This is a genomic window from Pseudomonas bohemica (genome assembly GCF_002934685.1).
GTDB classification, from domain to species: domain Bacteria; phylum Pseudomonadota; class Gammaproteobacteria; order Pseudomonadales; family Pseudomonadaceae; genus Aquipseudomonas; species Aquipseudomonas bohemica.
The window spans coordinates 19,532-37,598 of record NZ_NKHL01000111.1 but is presented as its reverse complement, the minus strand read 5'-3'; the positions used below and the strand labels follow the sequence as shown (position 1 = coordinate 37,598).

The window sequence follows — 18,067 nt, the reverse complement described above, 5'->3', positions numbered from 1 at the left end:
CTCACGAAGGGGCCACTACATCCGCCTTAAATGCAGATGCTGGGCGTCGGCCTTGGTCCGAGGGCGGCCCCGACCAAGCTCACCCCCGCACGGCTTTTGATCACCGGGCGAGAGCGTGGCACGTCAGCAGCAAGCCGCCTGTGCCAGTTTCATTCGGGGGCTATCAGTTACTCCGCCGCCGGATGCGCGTCGGTATCATCGTCTTCCTTCTGGCGCTCGTCCTCACGCTTGCGCTTCTCGGCCTCCACCTTTTCGCGCTGCTCCTTGGTCGGCTCCTTGATTTTGTACCAGGCCACGTACAGCGCAGGCAGGAACAGCAACGTCAACAGCGTGGCGATGATGATGCCGCCGATCATTGCGTAGGCCATGGGCCCCCAGAACACTTCCCGAGCAATCGGAATCATGCCCAGGCTGGCAGCCGCTGCCGTCAACAGAATCGGGCGACGACGATGTTCGGTGGCCTCGGCAACGGCATCCCACGGCAGGTAACCGGCAATTTCATATTCGTGGATCTGCGTCACCAGAATCACTGAGTTGCGGATGATGATGCCGATGAGCGCGAGAATCCCAAGGATCGCCACAAACCCCATGGGCGTTCCCGTCGGCACCAGCGCCAGCACCACCCCGATCAGGCCCAGCGGCGCCACACTTGCGACCAGGAACATCTTCTGCACGCTGTGCAGCTGGATCATCAGGAACGTTGCCATGAGAAAGATCATCAGTGGCACGACCTTGGCAATCGGGCCCTGGGCCTTGCCGCTTTCTTCCACCGTACCGCCGGTGGCGACTTTGTAGCCGACCGGCAGGCTCGAGGCGAACTTATCGATCTCGGGTTTGAGCTCCTTCACCAGATCCGTCGGCTGCATTTCGTCGCGTACGGCGGCCTTGAGGGTGATGGTGGGCTTGCGGTCGCGACGCCAGACCAGTGGCTGTTCCATTTCATAGCGCACATTGGCGAAGGCCAGCAGGGGAATGGACGTGCCCTGTGGCGTGACAATCTGCAGGTTCTGCAGGGTCTCGGGTGATCCACGCTCGATATCCACCGCCCGGCCCACGACGTTGATCAGGTAAATGTCATCGCGCACCTGAGTCACTGCCGAGCCGGTGACGATGCTGTTCATCAGCTGCGCCACGTCTTCGGAAGACAGCCCCAGCTGCCGCGCCTTGTCCTGGTTGATGTCGATGCGCAGCACTTTGCCAGGCTCGTTCCAGTCGTAGATCATCTCGCCGATGTGCTGGTTTTTGTCGAGCAAGGTTGCCAGATCGATCGCGTGCTGACGCACTTTGTCGATGTTGTCGCCGCTGACACGGTATTGGATCGGACGGCCCACCGGTGGCCCCATTTCCAGCGGCTGGACGTAGGTGCCGATACCGACGAAGTCATCACGCAGGCGCTTGTGCAAGCGATCCATCAGCCCGGCGCGCTCTTCCAGACCTTTGCTGACGATCACCAACTGCGCGTAGTAGGGGTTCTCCAGCTGCTGATCCAGCGGCAGGTAGAAACGCACCGCGCCCTGGCCAATGTAAGTGCTCCAACGCACGATGTCCGGGTCGTCCTTGAGGGTCGCTTCGAGCCTGTCCACGGCCTTGCGCGTCTCGTTGATCGAGGCGTTCTGCGGCAAGTTGAGGTCGACGAGAATCTCGGGACGGTCCGAAGACGGGAAGAACTGGTTCTGTACGAAGCGCATGCAGAACACCGAGGTGGCGAACAGCAGCACGGTGACGATGACGGTCAGCCAACGGTGACGCATGGCCCAGAACATGGAGCTGTTGAAGGCGCGAGCGATGCGACCCGGCTTGGCGTGTTCGTCCTTCTTCTTTATGTTCTCGCTGAGGATGTGCACACCGATCACCGGCGCAAACAGCACTGCCACAATCCATGAAACCAGCATGGCCACAGCAATCACCGCAAACAGGGTGAAGGTGTATTCCCCCGCCGAACTGGCATTGAGGCCGATCGGGACAAAACCGGCCACGGTCACCAGCGTACCGGTGAGCATGGGGAAGGCCGTGGAGGTATAGGCAAATGTCGCGGCCTGCTCTTTGGAGTCGCCCCTTTCCAGACGCGAGACCATCATTTCCACGGTGATCATGGCGTCGTCCACCAACAATCCGAGGGCGATGATCAAGGCGCCCAGTGAAATACGCTGCATGGTGATGCCGCTGTACTCCATGAACACGAAGACCATCGCCAGCACGAGTGGAATCGAGCACGCCACCACTAGCCCGGCGCGCATGCCCAAGCTGATGAAGCTGACGATCAGTACGATAACCACCGCTTCGAACAATGCGCTGGTAAAGCCGCCAACGGCTTTTTCAACCACCTGAGCCTGATCAGATACGTTGTTCACACCGACGCCGATAGGCAGGTCAGCGGTCGCGGCTTCCATGCGCTCATGCAACTGCTTGCCGAACTCCTGGACGTTGCCACCCTTTTTCATCGCGATGGCGAGACCGATGGCAGGCTTGCCGTTGAAGCGGAACAGCGGCGTGGGCGGATCGGCGTAGCCGCGACTGATCTCGGCAACGTCACTCAAACGGTAGAAGCGATCGTTCAGGCGCAGATTGACCTTTTCCAGATCCTTTTCCGAGGCGAACTGCCCGGAGGTGCGCACCGAAATCCGCTCAGGCCCGGCCTCGATCACACCCGCCGGGGTCACGGCATTCTGCGATTGCAGGCTCTGCACCACCTGGCGCTGATCCAGGCCCAGGGCTGCCAGTTTGCGGGTGGAAAAATTCAGGTACAGGACTTCGTCCTGCTGGCCGATCATTTCGACCTTGCCGAGCCCCGGCACATCGCGGATCTGCACGCGCACTTCTTCGACGTAATCGCGCAGCTGACGCATCGTCAGGCCGTCGGCAGTGAAGGCATAGATCGAGCCGTAAACGTCACCGAACTCATCATTGAACGACGGACCTTGCAGACCTTGAGGGAAGGTGCCGCGAATGTCATCGATCTTTTTGCGGACCTGGTACCAGATTTGCGGGATAGCACTCGCGCTGGTGGTGTCGCGCAGGTAGACGAAGACCGTTGACTCGCCCGGTCGGGTGTAGCTCTTCACATAATCGAGAGAGTCGAGCTCTTCGAGCTTCTTCTCGATGCGGTCGGTGACCTGCTCAAGTGTTTCGTCCACCGTCGCGCCGGGCCAGCGAGTCTGGATGACCATGGTCTTGATGGTGAACGAGGGGTCTTCTTCGCGGCCCAGGTTCATGTACGAGAACACGCCCATCAGCAAGCCGACGAACATCAGATACCAGACGAAAGATTGATGCTTGAGCGCCCAATCGGAGAGGTTGAACTTCCCTTTCATCGTGGGCTGTCCTTATCGACTTTGACTTTCTGCCCCGGTTTGAGGCTGTTCACACCGGCTGTCACGACCAACTCCCCGCCCTTGATACCACCCGCCAGCACCACGCTATCGCTGTCGCGGCTGACCACGGCGACGGGGCGCGGCGAAACGGTCTGGTTCTGGGTGTCGATGATCCAGATTTGCGTCCTGCCGTCGACTTCCTGCACAGCATTGGCAGGCAATTGGATGCGTGGCTCGATGGCCGAGCTGAGGGTGACGCTGATCGCTGTTCCGAGCCGGAATGACGGTGGCGTATTCGCCAGGGTCAAGCGTGCCCGACGGGTGCGGGTCGCGCTTTCGGCCTGGGGCTCCAGTTCACGCACGGTCGCGGTGGTGTTGATCTCCGGCTCCAGCTGGCTTGCAACCTTGAACACCACATCCTTGGGCAATTGGTCAGCCAGTGCCCCCGGCAGATCGATGACTGCCTCTTTGATATCCGGTCGCGCCAGCGTCACCACTTGTTCGCCCGCGCTGACCACCTGCCCGGCTTCGACTTTCCATTCGGTGACAACCGCATCGTGATCGGTCCGCAATTCGCTGTAGCTCAGCTGATCCTTGGCCTGTTGCAGCGCGGCTTTGGATTGATCGTAGGAGGACTGCGAGGTTTTCAGGTCCGTGACTGCGACATCCAGCGCGGCCTGCGCGCCGACGCCACGATCGAACAATTCCTGTTGGCGACGGGCATTGGCCTGAGCGTTAATCAGTTGCGCCTCGATTCGCGCCAGATCGCCTTGAGTAGAACGCACCTGGTTCTGTTGATCGGTCGGGTCGAGCACGGCGAGCATGTCGCCCTTCTTCACCTCGGCACCGACATCGACGCTGCGTTGGGCGATTCGACCCGAGACCCGGAAGCCCAGGGTGCTTTCATACCGCGCCGCAATGTTGCCGGCAAAACGACCGAGGCTTTCCTCGGCCTGGGGTTTGACCTCGACGAACAGCACCGGGCGCACGGGCTCCGGTGGCGGTTCTTCCTTGCTGCATGCGCTGATCAGCAGTCCGGTCAGCATTATCCCTGACAGGCGCTTCATTGCTGCGCTCCTGTCGGGTTCTTGTGGACGTCGGCCAGTTCGACCTTCATGTCCGGGTGCAGCAGCTGATTGCCTGCGACGACCACTTTTTCACCATTCTTCAGGCCATCGATGATGATCACCTTGCCAGTCAGGTAGCGTCCCACCGTGACCCCGCGCAGGGTGACCTTGTTCTGATCGTCGACCACCCACACCGCAGGCTGGCCGAGTTGATCGCCCAGCCCCTTGGTCAAAGCGGACCACGGTAGTTCGACGCTCTGTTTGGCCGGGATGGTCAATGCGGCGCTGACCACCGAGCCCAGCTGCATGCCTTGAGGCAGCGATGCCAACGCGATTTTCACCTGCAGCGTGCCGGTTTGCGCCGAGACCGCCGGGGTGATTTCGCGGACTTTGCCCATTACCTTGATCTGCGGGTTATCCAGCAGCGTCACCTCCACCGGTTGGTTGCTGGGGGGGTTGACGAACAGCGACTCGTAGACGTTGAACACCGCATCGCGCTCGCCGTCCCGCGCCAGACTGAAAATCGGCATGGTCGCCTGCACCACTTGACCCACCTCAGCCTGGCGCGCGGTGATGATCCCGGGTGCGTCGGCGATCAGCGAGGTGTAACCCAGTTGCTCGCGAGCATTGGCAAGCTGCGCCTGAGCGGCCTTGAGCGCACTCTGGCTGCCGCGCAATTGGGCTTGGGCGGAGTCGTATTCGCTCTTGCTGGTGTAACCCTTGGGCAGCAGTTTTTCCTGGCGCACGAAAGCCGCCGCGGTCTGTTTCACGCGGGCCTGTTCAGCGGCCTCGGCGGCGATGGCCGAATCCACGTTGGTCTGCAAGTCCTTGGGATCGAGCTTGGCCAGCACCTGTTTTGCACTGATGCGATCGCCGACATCGACCATTCGCTGGATGATCTTGCCGCCCACGCGGAACGACAGCTGGGTCTGCACGCGGGCCTGGATATCGCCGGTCAGCGCGACGGCGGCGGCGAATTCGGCGGTCTTGACCTCCTGCACCTGCACGCGCGGCAGTACCGGGTCCTTGGGTTTTTCCTTGCCGCAGCCAGACAGAAACGCCAGGCAAAGACCCAGCGTGAGGGCAGTCAGGCCATGTGTGAAAACCGAGGGTTGAGCAGGCATGCAAACTCCTTGTGCCAATGCCGTTGCGTGCATCGCGCCGCCGAGCGTCGTCGTGATGTGATCATGCGACTGTGAGCGTAGATGAGGGTTCCTTGCGCCGCTAAACTCAGTCGAATCCGACCTGCCGGTCACACTCATTCAACAGCAAGGAACGCTCGATGCTCACCACCCTCGCCGTCGCCAACTATCGCTCGATCAACACGCTGGTGGTGCCCCTTGCGCGCTTGAATCTGATCACCGGCCCCAATGGCAGCGGCAAGTCTAACCTGTATCGCGCGCTGCGTTTGCTGGCTGAAACAGCGCAAGGTGGGGTGATCAATGCGCTGGCTCGGGAAGGCGGATTGAAGTCAACCTTCTGGGCCGGGCCGGAAAATATCAGCCGACGCATGCGTAATGGCGAAGTCGAGGTTCAGGGCGGGCCGCGTAAAGAAGCCGTGCGGCTGCGCCTGGGCTTTGCCGCCGAGGGTTTCAGCTATGCGATTTCACTGGGTCTACCCTCGCCGCCCAACGCGCCGACTGCGTTCGGTCTGGACCCCGAGATCAAACGTGAGTGCATCTGGGCCGGCCCGCTGTATCGCCCCTCCAGTTTGCTGGTAGACCGCGCAGGTCCCATGATTCGCGCCCGCCAAGGCCGCAGCTGGGACGTGCTGGCGCAACACACGCCTACTTACGACAGCCTGTTCGATCAGGTCGGGAATTTGCGCTCATCACCGGAAGTGCTGCAGCTGCGCGAGCGTATTCGCGGCTGGCGATTTTATGATCACTTTCGCAGTGACGCCGATGCGCCTGCGCGCAAACCGCAACTGGGCACGCGCACGCCGGTGCTTCATCATGATGGGCGGGATCTGACGGCAGCCTTGCAGACGATTCGTGAAATCGGCGAGCCCGAGGCGCTCGATGCCGCCATCAGCGATGCCTTCCCCGGCGCACGCGTCGAAATCAATGCCCAGGGCGGCGGGTTGTTTGCGCTGGAGTTTTATCAGCAAGGTCTGTTGCGACCCCTGTCGGCGGCCGAGCTGTCGGACGGGACGTTGCGTTATCTGCTGCTGATCGCCGCCCTGCTGACGCCCCGCCCGCCAACCATGATGGTGCTCAACGAACCCGAAACCAGCCTGCACCCAGACCTGCTGCCTGCGCTGGCGAGACTGATCATTCGCGCCTCGCAGAGCTGCCAGGTATGGGTCGTTTCCCACGCCAGCCGCCTGATCGCCGCACTGGAGCAGGATCCGGAATGCAACTGCGTCGTGCTGGAGAAGGAGCTGGGGCAGACCCGGATTGTCGGCCAGGGAATGCTGGATCAACCGGCGTGGCACTGGCCGGATTGAACAGGTCCAGGACACACGGACCGGTAGGTGCGCGCGTGCCCGCGAATGCATTCTCCCACTGGCAAGCGCGCTCCCCTACAACAGGTGGGGGACAAACTCGAGATCAGCTACCCGCGCCACCATGGGCCTCTTCGAAGAAGAAATCCTTCCAGCTGTCGGCCTTGTTTTTCAGCACGCCGATTTCATGCAGTTTCTCGGCGTAGATATAGGTGCGTTGCGGAACGACGGTGAAGTCGATTTCCGGGTCCGACACAATCTTCTCTACCAACGGCAGCGGCAGTTTGGATTTCTCGACTTCAATGTAGGTCTTCGCCGCAGCTGCCTTGTCGGCCTTGATGATCTTCTCGGCTTCAGCCAGCGCGTCGTAGAAGGCTTTGTAGGTCTTCGGGTTTTCGTCGTGGAATTTCTGGGTGGTGTACAGCACGTTGAACGAGGCTTGACCGCCCAGCACGTCGTAGGAGCTAAGCACTTTGTGAACGTTCGGGTTTTCCAGTTCCTGGTATTGGAACGGCGGGCTTGAGAAGTGCGCGCTGATTTCCGAACCGCCTGCGATCAACGCTGACGTAGCATCCGGGTGCGGGAGGCTGACGGAAATGTTGTCGAATTTCTTGTAGTTGTCGTTACCGAACAGCTTGGCGGTTTCGATCTGCAAGGTACGCGACTGGAAGCCCACGCCGGCCGCTGGAACGGCAATGCGGTCCTTGTCGGTGAAGTCGTTGAGGGTCTTCACTTCAGGCCTGTTGCTGAGCAGATAGTTGGGCATCGATCCCAGCGAAGCGATCGCCTTGACGTTCTGCTTGCCCTTCGTGCGGTCCCAGATGGTCAGCATCGGCGGCACGCCTGCCGATACCACATCCAGAGCCCCGGCCAGCAGCGCTTCGTTCATGGCGGTGGCGCCGGAAATGCTGTTCCAGTCGACCTTGATGTCGATGCCTTCTTCCTTGCCGTGCTTCTCGATCAGTTTCTGCTGCTGCACCACGTCGAGAATCAGATAACCGATACCGAACTGCTGGGCGATGCTGATCTTGCCTTCGGCGTGGGCACTGCTGCTCAGCAGCGCGCCCGCCAGACCCAATGTAGCTGCCAGTGCGGTCATAACGTGTGGGAGCGAGCGTGCTCGCGAAAGTTTGGTATGCCCCATGAAATCCTCACAATGAAAATCGAAAGTGTTGGATGGCTGAAGGGACCAGATGCCCGATCCCTTCGGCGTGTTTTCTTTTTATGGTCCACTCAGCGCTGCATGCCCCAACGTTTGACGGTCAGGCGCTCGACATTGCTGAACAGCAGGTTTTCCACCAGCAGACCGATGATGATCACGGCCGCGAGGCCCGCGAACACCTTGTCGGTATACAGCTCATTGCGGTTCTGGAAGATGTACCAGCCCAGACCGCCTTTGCCCGACGACGCGCCGAATACCAGCTCGGCGGCGATCAGGGTGCGCCAGGCGAACGCCCAGCCGATTTTCAAGCCCGCCAGAATCGAAGGCAGCGCAGCAGGAATCAGGATGTACCAGACGAACCGCAGGCCTTTGAGGCCGTAGTTGCGACCGGCCATGCGCTGGGTTTCGGAAACGCCGAGAAAGCCTGCGTAGGTGTTCAGTGCCAGCGCCCAGAGCACCGAATGCACCAGCACGAAGATCAGGCTGTTTTCGCCAAGGCCGAACCACAGCAACGACAGCGGCAACAGCGCGATGGCCGGGAGCGGGTTGAACATCGCGGTCAGCGTACCGAGCAGGTCGCGGCCCAGCTGAGTGGATACGGCAAGCGTGGTCAGCCCGAATGCCAGGACGATGCCGATCAGGTAACCCTTGACCAGCACGGTCAGGGAAATCCACACCTTGCTCAGCAGCTCGCCAGTGACGATGCCATCGATGAACGCCTTGGCGGTGTCGAGAAAACTGGGCAGCAGCAGGTCGTTACCCTGAATGCGCGCAGCGATTTCCCAGATCACCGCCAAGGCGATCAGGATCACGCTCTTGCGCACCCAGCTCAGTTGCCAGATGCGTTGTGCAAGGGGGATGTCGCGGGCCAGGTCTTCCTGAGTGAAAGGCTCCAGCGCGACTTCGTACTCCTCGCGGATGGGGGGTGAAAGGCTCATGGTGGAAATCTCTTGAGTAAATTGTCCGGCTGCCCGAGACCCTGTGGGACCGAGCTTGCTCGCGAAGACGTACTTCCAGACGCAGCAGATCATCGATGGTCTGAACTGACCCCTTCGCGAGCAAGCTCGCTCCCACAGGTCTTCAGCGATCTGCCAATCAATAAGCGATACGAACATCCTGAAACCGCAGATCCCGTTCGGCCGCAGGCGCTTCGCCTTCGTCGAACAGCAGCCGGTGGATGCGCTGTGCGGAAGCCTGGAAGTCCACGCCGCCAAGACTTTTCAGGTCGTATTGATGGCTGTTGATCTCGGCACGCACGCGCCCCGGATGCGGGGACAACAGCAGAATCCGGTTGCCCACCACCAGCGCTTCTTCGATGGAGTGGGTCACGAACAGCAGCGTGAACCGCACCTCTTCCCACAGCTCCAGCAGCTCTTCCTGCATCTTGCGGCGGGTCAAGGCGTCGAGCGCGGCGAACGGCTCGTCCATCAGCAGGATTTTCGGTTGCATCGCCAGCGCACGGGCAATCGCTACCCGCGCTTTCATGCCGCCGGACAGTGTGTGCGGATACGCATTGGCGAACGCGCTCAGACCCACCTTTTCCAGATAATGCCGCGCTCGCTCTTGGGCTTCACGACGCTTGAGCGTGCGCGAGGCCAGCAGCGGGAACATGACGTTCTCGATCACCGTCTTCCATGGCGGCAGCTGGTCGAATTCTTGGAACACGACGATCCGGTCCGGCCCCGGTTCCTTGACCTGCTGACCGGCCAGACGAATCTGCCCTTCGCTGGGCCTGATGAAACCGGCAACCGCCTTGAGCAACGTCGACTTTCCGCAACCCGATGGGCCGAGCAGAACGAAGCGGTCAGCCGGATCGATTTCGAAACTGACTTGATGAGTGGCCCGCACCACGCGTTCCGGCGTGCGGTATTCAAGGCTTACGCCCTGGACTTGCAATAGCGCTTCAGCGGTAGGCTGATTGGCCTCTTGCGCGTTTGAGCGATCGCTAGCCGTGTGGCTTTGCAGAACAGCGTTCATGGAACGGGGCTCCTAAATCAATGCATGAATCAGAACGGAGCGTCGCCCTGAATGGTGGTGCGGTGCAGACGACGACGCAGATGGTCTGGAGTGCCGCCTGCAAGGTGAATCAGGGAACGGTTGTCCCAGAACACCATGTCGTTTTCCTGCCATTTGTGGCGGTAGACGTTTTCCGCACGCACGCTGTGAGCGTAGATCTCATCCAGAATCGCGCGGCTTTCGTCTTCAGGAATGCCGACGATGTGCGTGGTGAAGCCTTCGCTGACGAACAACGCTTTGCGACCGTTTTCCGGGTGCGTGCGCACTACCGGGTGGCTGACCACGGCAACCTGCGCCAACTGCTCGGCGCTTAAGGTCGGACGCCAGTTCTCGGCGTTGCGACCATCGCGATAACGCGAGGTGTAACTGTGTACCGCACTGCGACCTTCGACAGCCTTGCGCAGATGCTCAGGCAGGGTTTCCCAGGCCTGGTGCATGTCGGCGAACAGGGTGTCGCCGCCTTCGCTCGGCAACTCCTGGGCATAGAGCATCGAGCCGAGGCTCGGCAGCTCTTTATAGGACAGGTCCGAGTGCCAGTACTTGCCCGCGTCACCCAGCCCAACCGGCTGGCCGTTCTCGACGATGTTGGAAACGATCAGAATTTCCGGGTGATGGGGGAGCAGGAATTGCTTGAGGACGTGAATCTGCAGCACGCCGAAACGGCGGCTGAAATCGATCTGTTGCTGCGGGGTGATCTGCTGATCACGGAACACGACGAGGTGGTGGTCCAGATGCGCGCGATGCACGCGTGCGAAGTCTGCGTCATTGAGCGGACGGGAAAGATCCAGTCCGACGATTTCAGCGCCCACCTTTTCGGTGAATGGACGCACATCGAACTGCTGATCCGGCGCTTGCGCGGACGTGGAAGCTTGGGAGGCTGCGGGCATGAGAACTCCGACTCCAGAATAGACGTGACTGAGAGGGCGGAACTTTATAGATATAAGAAGAGAAATTTAAATATCGATAGAGCATATGGATAGCGCCGAATGTGCTAGCGGCGGCCCAATGCCAGTATTGGTAACCACGCGGATACCAACATCTTATCTTCCGACGAGAACCCGACGCGCAAGATAGCGGTCTATCTCAGGTCTTTCAGCCAGCCGCTGGAGGCGACCAAAAGATCTCAGGGATAAGAACCAGAGGACCGAATATGCCGGTACGATCCAGTGAATCCGACCAGTCGCACGACAAGACGCACGAAGACAACGTGAAACTGCTCATCGCACTGCGCCGCGCATTGGGCACAGATGCTAAAAACGCCGACGCATGTACGAGCCGTCGGCGTGAAAACTTTACGTCAGTGATACGTGACTCAACGCAACCTGCTTAGGTGTATGCAAACCTTGTAGGTGCGCGCTTGCCCGCGACGGGCTGTATCTGACGCTGAACATGCGTCGAATATACCGACATCATCGCGGGCAAGCGCGCGCCTAAAGTGAATGCGGCAAAGCACTCAGCTCTTCATCAGAACGCCGGCAGTACCGCGCCGTCGTACTTCTTGTTGATGAAGTCTTTGACTTCCTGGCTGGTCAGCGCCTTGGACAGCTTGTTGATCGCATCAGTGTGGGCGTTGTCGGTACGGGTCACGAGGAAGTTCACGTACGGCGAATCAGCACCTTCGATGATCAGCGCGTCTTTTTTCGGATTCAGTTTGGCTTCCAGCGCGTAGTTGGTGTTGATCAGGTCCAGGTCGACCTGGTCCAGAGCGCGTGGCAGCAGGGCCGATTCCAATTCGCGGAATTTCAGTTTTTTCGGGTTGGTGGCGATGTCTTTCGGAGTCGCCAGCGCGTTGGTCGGGTCTTTCAGGGTGATCAGACCGTTCTTCTGCAGCAGAAGCAGCGCGCGACCGGCGTTGCTGCCTTCGTTAGGAATGGCAACGGTTGCGCCCTCAGGCAGTTGGTCGATGGATTTCCACTTCTTCGAGTAGCCACCGAATGGTTCTACGTGGACGCCCACGCCGGTCACCAGAGTGGCACCTTTACCTTTATTGAAGCCGTCCAGATAAGGTTTGGTCTGGAAGTAGTTGGCGTCCAGACGTTTTTCGTTCAGTTGCACGTTCGGCTGCACGTAGTCAGTGAAAACCTTGATTTCCAGATCCACGCCTTCTTTTGCCAGCTCAGGCTTGATCAGCTCCAGAATCTCGGCGTGCGGAACGGCGGTTGCGCCGACTACCAGTTTTTCAGCAGCTTGAGCCGCGTTGATGCCGAACGAGAGAGCAGCCGCCAGTGCGGTGAACAACAACGTCTTTTTCATGCGATGTCCTTAGAAATATTCCGGTCGCCTTGTGGGCAACTCTGTATAGATGCCGCGGGTACGACCCTGGCAGGGTGGCGGCTGAAGCGGACATTACCGAGATTTTTTATTCCGAGACAATACTTTTTAAGCGGATGGTTATTCTTTTTGGTTCTCAACGAGCATTTAGCCATTAGCTGACGCAAATGCAGGCGTCTAAACCGCGGCCTGCAGACTTGACCCTGCCGTACCAGGTGAAGGCAAATAGCAATCGTGGGCAAGCGCGCGTCTATGAGTTCCAGCTCGAATTAACTTCTGCCCGGCAGGTTCAGGTGTTCCGGCAAGATTTCCGCCCCACTGCTGACCAGCAATGCGAAGTGAATGACGTTCTCCAGCTCCCGCGTATTCCCAGGCCAGTAATGGGCTTCGAGCAGCTTTTGCGCCGCCTCGCTGATCAAGGGCATCTCGAAATCCAGGCGCTGGCTGTAGATGCCCAGAAAATACTCGGCAAGCGGCAGGATATTGCCCGGCTGTTCGCGCAATGCCGGCAGATCCAGTCGTCCCTCACTCAGGTAGCGATAAAGGCGCTCATGAAATTTCCCGGCAGCCACGGCCAGATTCAGATCGATGCTGGTCGCTGCCACCAACCGGACGTCCACCGGGCTTGGCTGCGAGGCACCAACGCGGGTGACTTCGCGATTCTCCAGGGCCGAGAGCAGCTTGATCTGGATCGACAGCGGCAGGTCGGCAATTTCATCCAGATACAACGTCCCGCCTGTGGCAGAGCCGAACCACCCGGCTCGACTGCTCACCGAACCACTGTGCGCGCCAGCGGCATAGCCGAACAGTTCGGCGTCGGCGTAGGTCGGGCTGATCGCGCCGCAATTGACCGAAACAAACAGCCCCGAACGATCGCTGCCACGATGGATGTGCCGCGCCAGCAACTCTTTACCAGTGCCCGGCTCGCCACGTATCAGCACGGGCAACTCCTGAGGCGCCAGTTGCTCCATTTCTTCGCGCAGGCGTCGGGAACGCGGATCAAAAAACACCAGCGCCTTGGCACGAATGCTCAGGGGGCTTTTTTCGGCGTCGGGGAAGGTCAGCAGAGGCTGGCTGGGTGATTGTTGCGGGGTAACGGAGTGAGTCATGGCAGGCTCCCGCCCAGCCATAAGTGCCTGGGCGTTAAAAAAAAGGCCGCAGCGCCTGTCGGTTCACTGCGGCGAAAAAGAAGGTGGTCGGCGTGTCGTTCGACGCGACTGTCGCCGCGCAGCATGGCTTCATGCGCGGCGGCGTGTGAGTTGTTCGATACGGCCTTGCAGGCGATACAGGTAAGCGAAACCCTGCTCCCAGCGTTGGTGGCCTGATTTGACGTTGATGTGGCCAGCGCCGCTCAGGATGCCGATCTCGGCACCCCAGTTGCGGGCCATTTCCATCGCCCGCAAGGCGCTGACGGCGGAGTCGTTATCGGAGCTGACCACCTGCGCCGGGAATGGCAGCAGATGCTCAGGAATAGGGGCAAAATTACGAATCGCCGGCGGGCAGTTCGGTCGCTCGACATCGGCAGGCGCCACGAGCAATGCACCACGGACTTGCCGCAAGGTGTCCAGCGGCGCCAACTGCGCCCAGTGAGCGACGGTCACGCAGCCGAGGCTATGCGCGATCAGAATCACCGGAGAGCTGTCGGCGGCAATCACCCGCTGCAGTTCGCCTACCCAGTCTTCGCGGCGAGGTTTGAGCCAATCGGCCTGCTCCACGCGCACGCTGTTGGGCAAGCTGTTCTGCCAATGAGTTTGCCAATGGTCTTCGGCAGATCCTTGCCAGCCTGGCACGATCAGGTAACGGATCGATTCGTTATGCATGGCCTTCGCCTCCTGCATTTTTTGCGTTCATGGCGGCGAGTATAGGGACGGGACATATATTCGAAAAAGAATAAGAAGATATTTATTAATAGCTAAAAAACATATGCCGTAATCACAGGCGATAGCGCAGCAAAAAAGAGGGCCACCCCCTGCCTTAAGGAGTAGCCCTGAGAAATCACGCTGTCTGCCCCCAGCTCGCCGGGGATGAGCAGAGAATACGAGAGAGTTGTTACAGAATTTTTATTCAGAAAATTTTCTGCAGCCAGATGCATATCCCTGTGGGAGTGAGCTTGCTCACGAAGGCTGACTTTCAGACACCGGAGCCGCTGAAAGTCCGGGCCTCTTCGTGAGCAAGCTCTCCCACAGGTCCGATGTCAGGTTCGAGATCCAACCCTGTCTTCGACCGCCTCGGCTAGCTCTTCAAACCGATTCGCCCGCCTAAACGTACCGAAATCATTGAAGCGCACGCCCATTTCGGCCATGACCTTATGCGCCACCGGCGCCGTCATCTGGCGGATGTAGAACGGTTCTTTCACCACGAAATGATGAATGCCGTGGGTGCTGCCAAAATTGAAGCAGAACGCCTGCAGCGGCCATAGCCACCAGGGGTTGAGCACCTGAGTCTGCTGCAAGACGTTGCCCGGCTCGACGTCGCCGTAGTAATGCATGTTTGAGCTGATGAAATGCAGGCAGAAAGTGCGCAGCACGTTCGGCCCGATCAGCACCACCACGGCGATGTCGATCACCTGCATGACGGCCAGGGTATTGGCCGACCAATCCACCGCGGTGCTCATCAGGGTGGCGATGCCATTGGCTGCGTGAAAACCGAGAAACGCGTACCACGCGCCCCAGTTGAGCAGCGCCAGCGGTGCATACACCCGCAGGGTGCGTTTGAGGATGCTGAATTTGTGCGCCCAGGTTTTCGCCCGCAGCATGCGAATCAGCGAGGACATCACGTTGTCACCTACCATCAGCAACCGGGCGATGCCCCACGGCTCGCCATTGGTGATGGCGCGCTCTTCCATGTCGGCCTCGGTGCCGGAAACCTTGTGATGATTGAGGTGCAGATGCCGACGAATCCACGGGTTGATGGTGCTCGGCCGCGCCATCCACACCAGTGCCAGCATCAGATTGTGTGGCACGCGTTGCTTGCGCAAGTACATGCTGTGAATCAGGTCGTGCTCCAGCTCATGGGTAAGCGAGGCGAAGAAGGCGTTCAACAGTAAACATACCCACCAGGCCATGTAACCCATTAGATAGAGCGCTGCGCTGCCGACCATTGCGCTCAGGGCAAACACGAGGATGCCGACCCCGATCGCGTCCTGATGCGCAAGGATCGGATAGCGCTGGCGCAGGGCGTTGCCATGGGCCATAACCACGGCGCGAATATGGGCTGATCGCTGTTGTGCATTCAGCCCGGCAGCGCTTGCAGAAGAGTCGTGCATGCTTCCATTCTCCGGTCTTATGATGAGCAAACGTGGCTCTACTGTGCCGTGCAGGGCGCAAAACTGCGCGACCGTGGACGCCAACCTGTTGACCGGAAGCGCCAATCTGTATGCCTGAGCCGAGCATTCTCGCCAGCTGGACCCGCGCCCTGCGCAAGCAACTCGACGCCCTCGGCCTCGACAGTCTCGCGTTGAGTCAGGCTGCGGGGCTCGATCCACAATTGATGGACGACCCCAATGCGCGCTATCCGGTGACCGTCACCACACGGCTATGGCAGTTGGCAGTCGAGGCCAGCGGCGATCCGGCGCTGGGTTTGCGGGTTTCACGCTTTGTCAGCCCGACCACCTTTCACGCGCTCGGTTACGCGCTGGTGGCCAGTGGCTCGTTACGCGAAGTGTTCGAGCGCATCGTGCGTTATCACCCGGTGGTCAGCGACGCGCTGGATTTGAGTTTCAAGCGGGTTGGCGACTGCTATGAGTTTCGCTTCCACGTACCCGACGGTAGGCCGATGCCCGCCAACGAGGCCATGGATGCCTTCGCGGCGATTTACGTGCGCACTTGCCGCAACCGATTGGGACGGCATTACGCGCCGGTTGCAGTGCATCTGGTTCGTCCGCAGCCGGCAGACCCCAAGCCTTGGCACGACGTGTTTCGCGCGCCGCTGTACTTCAGCGCGGCGGAAAACCTGCTGGTCTTCGCTTGCGCCGACTTCGACAGTCATCTGGACGACGCCAACCCGGAACTCGCCGAGCACAACGAAACCGTGCTTGATCGCGCGCTGGAAAAGCTCAGCCCACTGACCTGGGAGCGCAAGGTGCGTGGCGCCATCGAGGCCCAGTTACCAGAGGGCGAGCCGTCTGCGGACCGCATCGCCCAGCACTTGCATCTGAGCCTGCGCAGCCTGCAACGGCACCTGGCCGACGAGGGCTGCAGCTACGACCTGTTACTCAATCAGTGTCGGCAGAACCTGGCGCTGCAGCACATGCGCGACCCCGGTAGCTCCCTCAGCGAAATCGCCTATCTGCTCGGTTTTGCCGACACCAGCAGCTTCAGCCGCGCCTTCAAACGCTGGACCGGCATGACACCGAGCCAGTATCGGGACGGGATGCTGCGCTGATACCGTTCACACGCCCGGTTGCGTCAGCCGATGGCGTGCGGTCCTGCGTAGCTTCTCGAGATCCAGCACGCTGATGAAATCATGATCGCGACGAATGATGCCGTGTTCGGCAAACTGCCCGAGCACGCGGTCTACCACTTCAGGCGTCAGTCCCAGGCAACGGCTGGACGGCAGTTCATGAACCGAAATGATGCGCACCGAGCGGTCGATCTCGCCATAACCTTCACTGAGCATCAAGAGGCGCAACGCCACCCGCTCATCGGTTGGCAGCGAAGTCATTTGGTCCAGGGGCGGAACGCCCAAGCCCAGCTTGCGGCCCAGCAACTCCCCGAACCAGCGCCAGTGCCGGGGGTTCTGCGCCAGCAGTTGATTGAGCGGCGCCTGGGGCATCTGCAGCAGGATGACCTGGTCTTCGGCGTAAACATCTTGTCGCCGAGGGCGGTCGTCGAACAGCGACACCTCTCCGAACCAGTAAGGCCGCGTGGCGGCTGATGGCGGGGCGAGCCATTGGCGTTGCTGTTTGATCTCGCCGAAGCGGATGGAGCCTGCCAGCAGCGCATATAGGCCGCACGCAGGCTCGCCGCGTTTGAGGATCAGTTTGCCGGGCGTGACCCGCCGCTGCCGCATGCCCAGGAGCAGGCTATCCTGCAGGGAAGCGGGTAAATCGTTGAACCAGTGATCGTTGATCAACCACGAGCGCCATTGCGTTCCATTCGTCACGTGAATCTCCTGTTTCTTATTGGCGATTTATTGCAGGCTGAGCCCATCGCTGGGGCCCGGCCAAAAAAACAGCGGCATGATCCACGCAACAAGGGAGGAATAACAATGAAAAACCTCAACGATCATCTCAGCCAATACGCGGCCTACCACCGCGACACGCGCAACATCGTCACCCACTTCGTTGGTATTCCGCTGATCGTACTGGCGGTCTCCGTGCTGCTCTCGCGGCCTGGCTGGAGCAGTTGGTCGCTGGGCGAGCTGTGGCTGTCACCGGCCTTGCTGGCGACCGTTGCGGCTACGTTGTTCTACCTGCGGCTGGACAAGCCATTCGGCATCGCCATGGGCATCGTACTGGTGTTTTTCCTGTGGATTGGCGCGCATCTGGCGCAACAAAGCACGTTGGTCTGGCTCGGCGCTGGGGTCGGGCTGTTCGTCGTGGGCTGGGTGATTCAGTTCGTCGGCCATTATTATGAAGGCCGCAAGCCAGCGTTCGTCGACGACCTCTCAGGTTTGATCATCGGCCCGCTATTCGTGGTGGCGGAAGCGGCTTTTTTGCTGGGAATGAGGAAGAAGCTGCAGAACAGCATCGAAGGTAAGGTGGGCCGTACGCACAAGCGAAATATGAAAAAAGCGACAATCCGGAGCAAAGCCCTGTAGGAGCGCGATTGCCCGCGATTGCATTCATCCAGAT

14 protein-coding genes and 1 pseudogene are annotated in these 18,067 nt (G+C 59.9%); 3 read left to right on the top strand and 12 right to left on the bottom strand.

The window, feature by feature from the left end; all coding sequences use genetic code 11:
- Positions 1-167: 167 nt before the first annotated feature.
- The 3 genes from CE491_RS16450 to CE491_RS16440 are packed head-to-tail and all read right to left on the bottom strand — an operon-like array spanning position 168 to position 5,502.
- Complete coding sequence (locus CE491_RS16450; protein ID WP_110949386.1) at positions 168-3,311, bottom strand: efflux RND transporter permease subunit; 3,144 nt, start codon at positions 3,309-3,311, stop codon at positions 168-170.
- Entirely contained in the window at positions 3,308-4,378 is a 1,071-nt protein-coding gene (locus CE491_RS16445) for an efflux RND transporter periplasmic adaptor subunit (RefSeq protein WP_110949385.1), read from the bottom strand. Before CE491_RS16445 ends, CE491_RS16450 begins: the two co-directional genes overlap by 4 nt.
- Positions 4,375-5,502: an efflux RND transporter periplasmic adaptor subunit gene (locus tag CE491_RS16440; RefSeq protein WP_110949384.1), complete on the bottom strand. Its 1,128-nt coding sequence runs from the start codon at positions 5,500-5,502 to the stop codon at positions 4,375-4,377. Before CE491_RS16440 ends, CE491_RS16445 begins: the two co-directional genes overlap by 4 nt.
- A 158-nt stretch (positions 5,503-5,660) precedes the next feature.
- On the opposite strand from CE491_RS16440, the gene CE491_RS16435 reads away from it, so the two are divergent.
- A complete protein-coding gene (locus tag CE491_RS16435; RefSeq protein WP_110949383.1) occupies positions 5,661-6,827 on the top strand; it encodes an AAA family ATPase in 1,167 nt (388 codons plus the stop codon).
- Positions 6,828-6,930: 103 nt separating this feature from the next.
- Here the strand turns inward: CE491_RS16435 and CE491_RS16430 are convergent, their stop codons facing one another.
- The 8 genes and pseudogenes from CE491_RS16430 to CE491_RS16395 all read right to left on the bottom strand — a co-directional run bounded on the left by CE491_RS16430 (position 6,931) and on the right by CE491_RS16395 (position 15,538).
- Positions 6,931-7,923, bottom strand: coding sequence for an ABC transporter substrate-binding protein (locus tag CE491_RS16430; protein WP_110949382.1), 993 nt, complete (start codon positions 7,921-7,923; stop codon positions 6,931-6,933).
- A gap of 134 nt (positions 7,924-8,057) precedes the next feature.
- Entirely contained in the window at positions 8,058-8,924 is an 867-nt protein-coding gene (locus tag CE491_RS16425) for an ABC transporter permease (protein ID WP_110949381.1), read from the bottom strand.
- A gap of 157 nt (positions 8,925-9,081) precedes the next feature.
- Complete coding sequence (locus tag CE491_RS16420; protein WP_110949380.1) at positions 9,082-9,963, bottom strand: ABC transporter ATP-binding protein; 882 nt, start codon at positions 9,961-9,963, stop codon at positions 9,082-9,084.
- 29 nt (positions 9,964-9,992) lie between these two features.
- Positions 9,993-10,889, bottom strand: coding sequence for a TauD/TfdA dioxygenase family protein (locus CE491_RS16415; protein WP_110949379.1), 897 nt, complete (start codon positions 10,887-10,889; stop codon positions 9,993-9,995).
- A 577-nt stretch (positions 10,890-11,466) separates the two neighbouring features.
- Positions 11,467-12,255 carry a MetQ/NlpA family ABC transporter substrate-binding protein gene (locus CE491_RS16410; RefSeq protein ID WP_110949378.1) on the bottom strand — a complete coding sequence of 263 codons (789 nt, stop codon included), beginning with the start codon at positions 12,253-12,255 and terminating at the stop codon, positions 11,467-11,469.
- A 299-nt stretch (positions 12,256-12,554) separates the two neighbouring features.
- Positions 12,555-13,382: pseudogene (locus tag CE491_RS16405) on the bottom strand (sigma 54-interacting transcriptional regulator); the annotation flags it as partial.
- Positions 13,383-13,511: 129 nt separating this feature from the next.
- Entirely contained in the window at positions 13,512-14,093 is a 582-nt protein-coding gene (locus CE491_RS16400; RefSeq protein ID WP_110949500.1) for an alpha/beta hydrolase, read from the bottom strand.
- A gap of 374 nt (positions 14,094-14,467) precedes the next feature.
- On the bottom strand, positions 14,468-15,538 hold the full coding sequence (locus tag CE491_RS16395; RefSeq protein ID WP_110949376.1) for a fatty acid desaturase: 1,071 nt from the start codon (positions 15,536-15,538) through the stop codon (positions 14,468-14,470).
- Positions 15,539-15,648: 110 nt separating this feature from the next.
- Between CE491_RS16395 and CE491_RS16390 the strand changes: the two genes are divergently transcribed.
- Positions 15,649-16,656, top strand: coding sequence for an AraC family transcriptional regulator (locus tag CE491_RS16390; protein ID WP_110949375.1), 1,008 nt, complete (start codon positions 15,649-15,651; stop codon positions 16,654-16,656).
- A 6-nt stretch (positions 16,657-16,662) separates the two neighbouring features.
- Here CE491_RS16390 and CE491_RS16385 read toward each other — a convergent pair whose 3' ends face one another.
- Entirely contained in the window at positions 16,663-17,376 is a 714-nt protein-coding gene (locus CE491_RS16385; RefSeq protein ID WP_110949374.1) for a Crp/Fnr family transcriptional regulator, read from the bottom strand.
- Between the two features lie 105 nt (positions 17,377-17,481).
- On the opposite strand from CE491_RS16385, the gene CE491_RS16380 reads away from it, so the two are divergent.
- Positions 17,482-18,033, top strand: a complete 552-nt coding sequence (locus CE491_RS16380) for an Mpo1 family 2-hydroxy fatty acid dioxygenase (protein ID WP_110949373.1) — start codon at positions 17,482-17,484, stop codon at positions 18,031-18,033.
- Positions 18,034-18,067: the final 34 nt, after the last annotated feature.